General features: G+C 39.1%; 9 protein-coding genes. 5 read left to right on the forward strand and 4 right to left on the reverse strand.

Features of this window, described 5'->3' with window-relative positions; all coding sequences use genetic code 11:
* Positions 1 to 274: 274 nt before the first annotated feature.
* Positions 275 to 1,375 (reverse strand): exonuclease domain-containing protein, encoded by a 1,101-nt coding sequence (locus Q8907_07530; protein ID MDP4274113.1) that lies wholly within the window; start codon positions 1,373 to 1,375, stop codon positions 275 to 277.
* A gap of 405 nt (positions 1,376 to 1,780) precedes the next feature.
* Between Q8907_07530 and dinB the strand changes: the two genes are divergently transcribed.
* Positions 1,781 to 2,977, forward strand: a complete 1,197-nt coding sequence (dinB, locus tag Q8907_07535; GenBank protein ID MDP4274114.1) for a DNA polymerase IV — start codon at positions 1,781 to 1,783, stop codon at positions 2,975 to 2,977.
* On the opposite strand, the gene Q8907_07540 is transcribed toward dinB, so the two are convergent.
* The 3 genes from Q8907_07540 to lpcA form a co-directional block, all read right to left on the reverse strand.
* A complete protein-coding gene (locus Q8907_07540) occupies positions 2,964 to 4,415 on the reverse strand; it encodes a DUF5723 family protein (GenBank protein ID MDP4274115.1) in 1,452 nt (483 codons plus the stop codon). The genes dinB and Q8907_07540 overlap by 14 nt on opposite strands.
* Positions 4,416 to 4,512: 97 nt before the next feature.
* Complete coding sequence (locus Q8907_07545) at positions 4,513 to 5,124, reverse strand: hypothetical protein (protein MDP4274116.1); 612 nt, start codon at positions 5,122 to 5,124, stop codon at positions 4,513 to 4,515.
* A gap of 83 nt (positions 5,125 to 5,207) precedes the next feature.
* Positions 5,208 to 5,789, reverse strand: a complete 582-nt coding sequence (lpcA, locus tag Q8907_07550) for a D-sedoheptulose 7-phosphate isomerase (protein MDP4274117.1) — start codon at positions 5,787 to 5,789, stop codon at positions 5,208 to 5,210.
* Between the two features lie 197 nt (positions 5,790 to 5,986).
* Here lpcA and mutL point away from each other — a divergent pair, with 197 nt between their 5' ends.
* From mutL to Q8907_07570, 4 genes are all read left to right on the forward strand, one after another.
* Positions 5,987 to 7,831 carry a DNA mismatch repair endonuclease MutL gene (gene mutL / locus Q8907_07555; GenBank protein ID MDP4274118.1) on the forward strand — a complete coding sequence of 615 codons (1,845 nt, stop codon included), beginning with the start codon at positions 5,987 to 5,989 and terminating at the stop codon, positions 7,829 to 7,831.
* Between the two features lie 143 nt (positions 7,832 to 7,974).
* On the forward strand, positions 7,975 to 8,799 hold the full coding sequence (locus tag Q8907_07560; GenBank protein MDP4274119.1) for a rhomboid family intramembrane serine protease: 825 nt from the start codon (positions 7,975 to 7,977) through the stop codon (positions 8,797 to 8,799).
* Between the two features lie 43 nt (positions 8,800 to 8,842).
* Entirely contained in the window at positions 8,843 to 9,736 is an 894-nt protein-coding gene (locus Q8907_07565) for a rhomboid family intramembrane serine protease (GenBank protein ID MDP4274120.1), read from the forward strand.
* Positions 9,737 to 9,791: 55 nt separating this feature from the next.
* The coding region (locus Q8907_07570; GenBank protein MDP4274121.1) for an endonuclease/exonuclease/phosphatase family protein at positions 9,792 to 10,804 on the forward strand (1,013 nt) is incomplete at its 3' end.

Consider the following 10,804-nt stretch of genomic DNA (forward strand, 5'->3'; position numbering starts at 1 on the left):
ACTATGTGTAACTCTATGTCTACTCGGTGTATCTCTGTGTTATCGTATTTAATCATTACACAGAGAGCCACAGAGGTTTTCTCCGATTAACATCCCTGTGGTTAATGTATTTTAGCGTCTTTGTGCCTTAGCGAGAAATCAAAAAACTTCAAACCCTATCAAACTATCTTTATCTTCCTTGGTATCCGAGGTAAGTGATTGACATATTTTTACTGCTTTCCCGACAACTTTTTTTTTTCAATGATATATATCAGCGCCAATAAATTCCGTCAGTCTAAAACCTGATGATTTGCTGGACCTTATGTTTCTTGAGGTAAGTTTGAATTTTAGATTCCAGGTTTAAATTCACTTCAAAAGGTTTGATGCAATCTGACATTAGTTCCGGGCTGCCAATATTTTCAACATCCAGGAAGCCATAGCCTGCACAGCGCCCTTCTTCGATTTTTACCACTGAATATTCAGTGTCATTTCGTCCCTGGTCGATCAGAAAATAATTGTTGTCAGGATTCGTGGAATTTATTGAATCCTGGGATTTTTTCCTTTTGCGGGTGCTGCTTTTGTTATAAAAGGGCTGCAGTTTTTCCACTTCAGTGAATTCGAGGATCATTGCAATCAGTTCGCTGCCGGTAACTTCATAGCTGATATCCGCAATGGCATTCTTCATTTCAATTGCCCTGGCCTTGTTATTTGCTTTAAAGTGGAGAAAGACACGCCTGTATATATTTTTGCCATATCCTACATAAATGACTTCATGCTTTTCATTGTAAAAATAATATACTCCGGTTTTATTCGGTAAACGGGTAACCAGATCCGGATTAAAATTGCTGTTATGTGCTTTTATAAAATGAATGATCTGTGAATATTCCGGTTCAATTTTTCGCCCGTTAATGGCAATCAACAATTTAAATAATTCTACAGTAGCCAAAGCATCGCCAGAAGCCCGATGCCTGTCGGTTACTACAATGCCCAGATCCTGGCACAAGTTTCCCAGGCTGTATGACCTTTTGCCCGGAATCATTTTACGGCTGAGCCTTACCGTACATAAGGTTTCCCTTCTGTACGGATAACCCAGGCTTTCAAATTCATTTTTAATGAAACCATAATCAAACTGCACATTATGGCCTACAAGAATGGTGTCTTCCGTAAATTCAACAATCTTTCGTGCTATTTCATAAAATTTCGGCGCACCGGCTACCATTTCATCTGAAATACCTGTCAGTTGGGTGATGAAAGGAGGAATAGGCTGTTCGGGATTAACCAGGGTAGAAAACTCATCACAAATTTGCTGGCCGTCATAACGGAAAATAGCTATTTCTGTGATCTTTGAAGTTTTAGGGCTTCCTCCTGTGGTCTCAACGTCGACGATAGAATACATAACTAATTGCGTTTATGCTTTGTTTTTTTATTTTAATCTGCCTTTGCAAATTTACAATAAATTAGATAGATTGTGCAAGTACTATAAATTTGTAATACATATAAACACAGAGGCACTAAGAAATCCTAAAATATATCTCCGTGTAACTCTGTGTCTTCTCCGTGTGTCTCTGTGTTATTGTATTTGATTATTACACAGAGAGCCACAGAGTTCTTGCCCGTTTAACATCCCAGTGGTTAATGCATTCTTTTTCAAACTATTTCAAACTATTTCCAATCATCTCAAACCACCTCAAACTTTCAAACCATCTTTATCCTCCGTGTTCTCCGTGTCTCCGTGGTTAATGTATTTTTTGTGTGGAAGACATTTTTCGTTATAATGACCTATCTTTGTTTTGAACTTTAAATGAATAAAATATTAGCTGTCAATAAATTGCCTGATGCTTTAAACCGTTATATTGCCCTTTTTGACCTGGACGCTTTTTTTGTGTCTGTGGAGCGGTTGCAGGATAAACGGCTCATCGGGAAACCTGTTATTGTTTGTGGCATGTCAGGACGCAGTGTCGTTTCCACTTGCAGTTACGAGGCCAGGAAATTTGGAGTCCATTCGGCTATGCCTGTGTTGATGGCAAAACATCTTTGCCCTAATGGTATTTATGTCAACGGACACATGGAGCTGTACCGGAAATATTCCAAAATGGTAACGGATATCATTGCCGGAAAAGCTCCTGTTTATGAAAAGGCTTCTATCGACGAGCATTATCTCGACCTTTCGGGCATGGAAAGATTTTTTGACTGTTATAAATGGACTCAGGAATTGCGGCAATTTATTATAAAAAACACTGGCTTGCCTATTTCCTGTGCCCTATCCGTAAATAAAACAGTTGCAAAAATTGCTGCTGATGAGGTTAAGCCTAACGGAACCATTTTTTTGCCGCGTCATGAGGTGCAAGCTTTTTTGGATCCATTGTCTATAAAAAAGATTCCAATGCTGGGTGAAAAGACTTTTCAGGTTTTAAGTTCTATGGGGATTTCGACCATCCAAATGCTCAGGGAGACTTCTCCAGGAACAATGAAGAGGCTTTTCGGAAAAAACGGGGAGGTTTTATGGGAAAAGGCAAATGGCAGGGACGATACCCCTGTCATTCAACACAGGGAACGTAAATCACTCAGCAATGAAAGGACTTTCGAGAAGGATACTTCTGACAGGGAACTGCTGGAAAGGGTGCTGATTACCATGGTGGAACACCTGGCTTACGATCTTCGAAAAGAACAAAGCCTGACTTCCTGTGTGGCAATAAAAATAAGATATTCCGATTTTACCACGCGAACGGCAGAAAAGCATATCCCTTTTACTTCTTTCGACCATCTGTTAATCAAAGCGATTAAAGAACTTTTTGAAACTCTTTATCCGGGTAATCTGCCGGTGAGGCTTATAGGTGTGCGCTTTAGCAGTATGGTTAAAGGTTCCTGGCAAATGGACCTGTTTGATGATACCCCGCAGATGGCCAGGCTGAATTCTGCCATGGACATGATCCGTAACCGGTTTGGAACCGATGCGGTAAAAAGGGCTGTAGATATTAACACCCCTAAAAAAGATTGAATAAGGTTATTTTCTTTTTTGGGGGAATAGTCTTTTTCTCATTAATTCCGGCACATCCTGGACTACTTTTTAATTTTTTTGCTTTTGGGCAGCCGAAAAGGAAACTGAACCCGAAGCGTACATCGAAATTGCGGCTGCTTTTATAAAAGGGCGCAAGCATATTATCGCTGATGAAGTGAAATAAAAAGTTGCGGCTTTGTAATCCTATTCCTAATCCGATATTATTAAAGCTGCTGTTGATGAGGGTATAACTCAGGCTTGTGGTCAGAAAATCGCTGACGTTGGTATTTGCTGAAAATGTTAATGCTGCATGAATTTTTTCACGGTAATAAACATTGCGGTTTAATATCCCTAATTTCGTTTTGTTATTGATTTTGTAAGTGACACCCAGATATGATTTGGGCGCTAAAAAGGAATAATATTTGTTGGCTCCCGGAATGATCCCGAACGCATGGTTTATGGAATCACGAATAGCAATCAGGTAATCAGGCATAGTGAACTTAGATCCGAATCCTGTACCCGAATAAAAAAATTCAGAATTCTGTGCCAGGCTATGAAGATCTGATGACCAGTGAATAAAACCCACATCAAGCAAACTTCCCGAAATGCTGGTTTTTGAGTCGCGGTTGTAAATAAAACCCAGATCAAAGGCAAAGCCTTTGTTGGCAGAGTTTAGCAAAAAATGGCTTATATCTATGTCGTTTTGTTCTATTTCACTGACACGGCCATATTGATTGGTGTCTATGGATACCGGAAGCGAGCCGTTGAGTTTTATATTTGAGCGAAGGCGCAGGTCCCAGTTGACCGGAGCAGTGGTGAAGCTGGATATGGATCGGGAAGTATGGATATCCGCTTTCCCAAACAAAAGTTTGACCCTCAGCCCCCAGTATGTATCTTCATTGACCTGAAGGGAAAGGCCGGCGGCATATTCCCTGTAATAAACCGCATTGCCTCTTAAACTATTAAAATGTACGGTCTGGCCTTCATACTGACTGTTGCCGTTCCAAACCAGGGAAGTGAGCTGGCGTGGATATGTAAATCCGGCTGCAGCCTTATCAGCCACATTAAAAGTGAAGTAATAACTTTTGTACTTGTATCCCAATGAAATGAGATTTGCCTGAAGTTCTGAGGATAATAAATCGACCCTGTGTGCCAGTCTGACAATGTTGTCGGGCCTGACATAGAATGAATCGGTGCGTGCATCTTTTCTTAATGCCTGGTTTATGGAGAATCCTGTATTGCTTAGGTTAAAATGGGTGGAGGCCAAAACAGGCAAGCCGATAAAATATTTACATCTGATTTGTACAGCCGGATTTAGCAGATTTGCCTGTGGAAGCTCGTGCATGAAAAACAATGTGTTGCTTTGCTGACTCAACGCAATCATTGGGCAGATCAAAAGAATGACAGTTTCCATGATTATTTTACGGACAGCCATCATAACATAACTTTTATTGTTACTTAATAATACATTCGCCTGTTCTGATTTTAATTATGCCTAAAAGTGATAGCAAATACCTGATTTTATTTCAGTTGTTTTATTTTAGTGTGGCCGTATTGAAACCGAATGTCACTCTTGCACTCAATTGAATGTCCAGTTTAAGATTTTTGTAATATTTGTAAAGAGAAGTATCTGCATTGTTGAAATTACATGTCCCGTTTAATTGAACAAACCTGGTATGCCAGATATTTCCTACCTGGATTGAATCGACCGGTACATCAATGATGCGGGTTCTATATTGAGTGACAGTTCCGTTTTTATCAACTTCTGCTGCCCTAATGGTATCTTCAGTTTTAAAAGCCTGGAAAAGTAATTGGCCAGAAATATCCTGAAAGGTGATTTGATAACTAAATTCTACGGGGAAAAAATTAGTTGTGATTATCCGTAAAACAAAAGTTTGCACCCGTTGGGGATAATCATCTATGCGGGGAAGGTCAAGAGGAACAGTTTTATTAAAGGATAAGGCCGGGAAACCGGAAGTATCAAATAAATCTGACTGAAATACAGGCATTTGGCCAATAGGAAATAAAAAGACGCCATGGTATTGTGCTTCTTTTGATATTTTATAATAATCATCATGATAACATGAAGTGATTAAAAACATGCCCCAGAAGGCCAGGAAAATACTGGTTTTAGAATATTTTTTCATGGCAGGCGTTTAACGTTTGTTTGTATTGCTCAACTCAAATAAACCAACCTGTGGTCAACCAGATTAGGGTATGTTCAGAATTTCTATTCCATCCCCATTTCAATATAATGGATCAGGGAATGTATCAGTTTGATGTGTATCTCCTGCACCCTGTCCGAATATTTTGAAAGGGGTGCCCGAAGTTCGAAATTACAAAGTGTAGCCAGCTTGCCACCTGTTTTTCCCGTAAGTGCTACCACCGTCATTCCTTTTTCTTTGGCTGCCATTGCGGCCTGAACGATATTTTTTGAATTGCCGCTTGTTGAAATGGCCAGTAATACATCACCTTTTTTACCTACTCCTTCAATATAGCGCGAGAAAACATAATCAAATCCATAATCATTTGCAACACAGGTAATGTGCGCAGGATCCGAAATTGCAATAGCCGAGAACGATGGCCTTTCATCACGGAACCTGCCTGTAAGCTCTTCGGCAAAGTGCATGGCATCGCTCATGGATCCGCCATTTCCACAGGATATGATTTTTTTCCCCTCTTTAATCGCTTCAACCATGGCATCTCCTGCTTTTTCAAATGCTTCCCAGTTTTTCCCATCCTCCATGAAGATTTTTAAAACTTTTTGAGCATCTTCAAAATTTTTTTTGATCTCTTCAATATCCTTTGCCATAGTTGATTTTATACTTCTTTATTTAAGGCAAAAAAACGAAATTTTTTCGTATTTTCTTATCAGCCAGTTTGGATATTTTTCTACTTTTCTGATTTTTCCTGAGCTTCAATTAATAAGAGTCTGTTTTATAACAAAATAGAGATTGGGCTAAATTGATGAATTTTTAATAAATTTGCTCTGAATTAAAAAAAAGTTTAATGTCAGATATCATAAGACTTTTACCCGATTCGGTGGCTAATCAAATTGCTGCAGGAGAAGTGATTCAAAGACCCGCTTCGGTTGTAAAAGAGTTGATGGAGAATTCAGTCGATTCAGGTGCTGATAAGATAAGTGTTATAATAAAGGATTCGGGTAAGACCTTGGTCCAGGTGATGGATAATGGTTGCGGAATGACTGAAACTGATGCCCGGCTTGCTTTCGAACGACATGCAACCTCTAAGATACGTGATGCTAATGATTTGTTTTCCATCAGGACATTTGGATTCAGGGGAGAAGCTTTGCCTTCAATCGCTTCTGTTGCTGAGGTGGACTTGAAATCCAGGCAGAAGGGAAATGAACTGGGTACCGAACTGGTTATTTCTGCTTCAAAGGTGAGTAGCCAGGAAGCTGTTTCCTGTCCCGATGGTACCAATATTGCTGTCAAAAATTTATTTTTCAATATTCCTGCCCGGCGCAAGTTTTTGAAATCCGATTCTGTAGAGCTTAGGAATATTTTAAACGAATTCCAACGGGTTGTGCTTGCACATCCTGATGTTGAGTTCTCGTTATTCCATAACAATACTGAAATTTATAATCTTCCCAAGGCAAACCTGAGGCAGCGAATTATCCGGGTTTTTGGAAAAAATATGAACCAGGCGCTGGTCGATCTGAATACCGACACCTCCATCATAAAATTGAAAGGCTATATAGGCAAACTGGAATCTGCAAAAAAAACCACCCAGATGCAGTTCTTTTTCGTTAATGGCAGGTTTATGAAACATCCGGCTTTTCATAGTGCCGTGATGAAAGCCTACGAGCAACTGATTCCTTCGGGTATGATGCCGGCATATTTTATTTTTTTTGAAGTCAATCCCGATACTATAGATGTCAATATTCATCCTGCAAAAACCGAGATTAAGTTTGAAGAAGAAAAAGCCATCTGGCAGATCATCCATTCCTCTGTCCGGGAATCATTGGGGAAGAATGATGTGGTCCCGGCTATAGATTTTAATACCCAAGGCCTTATTGATATTCCTTTCTTCAATAAAGAGGCTGAGGTGAAGACTCCTGAAATCAATTACAATCCGTTTTATAATCCTTTTGAAGAAGAAAAAAAGAAAACATATAATCCTAATCCTGCTTCACCAAAGGAAAAAGAAAATTTGTCGAATTGGCAAAAGCTTTATGCCGGACTGGAAACCCGGGAAAGTCATGACAGCTTTGAACAGGGAGGAGGCCGGCAACAGGAGCCGGTATTGAGCACTGCGGATGAAGATTGTAAGGTGGCTTCGGTTTTTTTTCAGTTTAAGAACAAATATATTTTGTTGTCTGTAAAGTCGGGTTTGATGGTAATTGACCAGAAGAGGGCACATGAGCGGATTCTTTATGAAAAATACCTCAAGGCCTTTGAAAATCATCAGGTTGTGGAACAAAAAAGCCTTTTTCCGCAGACTGTAGAACTGAATGCGGCCGATTATACCCTGCTGCTCCAGATTTTAGAGGACGTGAATAAGATGGGATTTGATATCAGGGATTTTGGCAACAACACGGTGGTCATTAATGGCTATCCTGCTGAAGCCGGGAATATCAATCCTCACGAAATCATCGAAACCATTTTAAACGAATATAAAAACCAGGTCATAGATTCTAAAAAAAATATGATTGAAAAAATTGCCTCTTCACTGGCCAAAGCTTCTGCCATAGATTACGGGAAATCATTGAAACCGGAGGAGATGAGGGAGATTTTTGATCATCTTTTTGCCTGTGCATTGCCGAATTTTTCTCCTTCAGGGAAAAACGTAATTTCTATTATTCAGACCGAGGAACTGGAAAAAAGATTTTAATTTTTAATTTGTGAAAGTTATGACGAAATTAGGGTTAATTAGTAGCTTTGTCTTTTGATTGTTCAATAAACGCTGAATAATTGACAATTGTAGGGCACAAAGATTTTTGGGTACAGACTTTTAATTAAATAGCACAATATTCAATGGCAAATTTCAGGACAGGAAACCTATATGGGAATACACCACCGGTAGTCAAGAACCTGATTATTATCAACACAATCATGTTGCTGGTGACGTATGTGTATCAAAGTACATTTGGTCAGGATCTGAATGAAATCCTGGGATTGTATTCGTTTCAATCGCCCAATTTCAGGATATATCAGCTGATTACGCATATGTTTATGCATGGGGGCTTTGCCCATTTGTTTTTCAATATGTTCGCCTTGTGGATGTTCGGCAGGGTGCTGGAACAGGTTTGGGGCAGCAAAAGGTTTCTCTCATTTTATTTGATTGTAGGTTTGGGGGCAGCTTTATTTTATATGCTGGTGAATTATTTACAGTTGGCCCCTATGATCAAAGATGCCCACGCATTTGCGAATACTCCTTCTCCCGATCTGTTTGCTGCTTTTATCAAAAAACACATTCCAAATCCTAATCGTCAGGTTTATGACTTTATTGCCAGCTGGGGCAACGATCCTAAAAGTGATTCTTATATCAGTCAGGCTATTGCGATGATCAATGGTGCTGTCCAATATAAAATCAACATTCCTACGGTTGGGGCTTCAGGCGCAATATATGGGGTTTTACTGGCTTTTGGAATGCTCTTCCCCAATACGGAATTGATGTTGCTGTTTCCTCCTATACCCATCAAAGCAAAATATATTGTAATCATATACTTCGTTCTTGAATTGTATCTGGGCTTAACTCAGCCGGGTAGCAATGTCGCCCACTTTGCCCACCTGGGGGGGATGCTTTTTGCCTTTATTCTGATTAAATATTGGAATAGGACATCCAGAAATTTTTATTGAGCCTTCAGACCTTAAAATGTCTTATTGATTAATTTAAAAAAATATGGCAGTAATTGACGATATTAAATCTTATTTCAAATCAGGGACTTCGCTTTCTAAGCTCATCCTGATCAATATCGTGGTTTTTGTTCTGATCAAATTCTTCAATGCTGTATGCTTTTTATTTGGTTTAAATTCCGACAGTTTTGAAGGATATATCCTGAATTTCCTTGCTCTGCCAGCCGATTTGAATCACCTGCTGTTTCGTCCCTGGACCGTCTTTACTTATATGTTTTTGCATTTGAATTTTTTGCATATTGCATTCAATCTGTTATGGCTCTATTGGTTTGGGAAGATATTTATTGAACACCTTGATCAGAAAAAGCTTTTAAGTGTTTACCTGCTGGGGGGGCTCACCGGTGCTGCATTTTTTATTTTCGCTTTTAATATTTTCCCTGTTTTTAGTTCGGTAATTGGACAGGCAACTGCTTTGGGCGCTTCGGCAGCTATTCTGGCAATTGTTGTGGCTATTTCGTTTTATATCCCTGACTATTCCATCAATATTTTGTTTTTGGGCAGGGTAAAACTTATTTATATCGCTATTTTTTCCGTTATTATTGATCTTATAAGCATTGGCACTGAGAATCCCGGCGGGCATATCGCACACCTCGGGGGTGCCCTTTATGGTTATATGTACATTTACAATTATAAGAGGGGAAAAAACATTGCCTTTTTTTTCGATCATCTGATGGATAGCTTTTTCTCTTTGTTTAAGCGGAGAAAGGCGAAAATGAATATCTCCTATAAACGGCCTGTAAATGACAAGGAATACAGGAAAAGACAGGCTGAAGATCAGGCCGAAATCGACAGGATTCTGGACAAAATATCAAAAGGAGGTTATGAAAGCCTCACCAGTGAAGAAAAAGCGACACTTTTTAAAAGCAGTACTAAGAAGTAAAAGGATTCATTTTTTTAAAAAATGATTTATCAGAATTGATTATAAATTAAATTTTTTGAAGAAATTTTTTTTCCATATTGTTTTTTACCTGAATTTTTTGGCGGTTATCCTGCTGCTGTTATCATATCTGTCGGTTTATATCAGTCCTGAACGGTATTGGATTTTTGCTTTTTTTGGCCTGGCTTATCCATTTTTATTGGTTATAAATATCTTTTTCGTTCTTTATTGGATAATCAAAAGAAGGAAGGAGTTTCTCTGGTCGCTTTTGACAATTTTGCTGGGTTGGAATTTAATTATAAGTTTCGTACAGCTTCCCTTTCACCGGAAGCAGGAAAAGATTGAGAACGACAGTACATTTAAGATGCTTTCATATAATGTCCGGCTGTTTAATTTATACGGATGGTCCAAGGCAACAGAGAATACGGATTATATGCGGTTTATAAAAAAGCAAAGGCCTGCTGTGATTTGTTTCCAGGAGTTTTATACTACAGAATCAGGCCACTTCAAGACAAAGGACTTGATGTATTCACTCCGGCATACCCCTTATTCACATATCGTTTCCACCTATCATACCAAGAGTTCTTTATACGGAATAGCCACTTTTAGCGCTTTTCCTATTGTAAATAAGGGTTGTATCCGCTTTTTCAATACCAACAACATTTGTATTTATACGGATATTAAGGTTAAGGATGATACGATAAGAATATATAACAATCATCTTCAATCCATTCATCTTACCAAGAAACATTATGATTTGATTGATAGCCTGAAGGTTGAGAATGATGCCCGGCAGAACCGCGGGATAAGGGAAATTTATAACCGTATGAAGAAAGCTTATATCAAAAGGGCTCAACAGGTGGATATTATTGCCGACCAGATTCGCCATTCTCCTTATCCGGTTATTGTTTGTGGGGATTTTAATGATACTCCGGTATCCTATACCTATAAAACGATGAGGGGCAGTCTTGAAGATGCCTTTATCACTTCGGGCCGGGGATTGGGAAACACTTACAACGGACATTTACCTTCATTCCGGATAGACTATTTCTTCAATGACCGGAAGCTCCG

The sequence above is a fragment of the Bacteroidota bacterium genome, assembly GCA_030706565.1.
Lineage (GTDB): Bacteria > Bacteroidota > Bacteroidia > Bacteroidales > JAUZOH01 > JAUZOH01.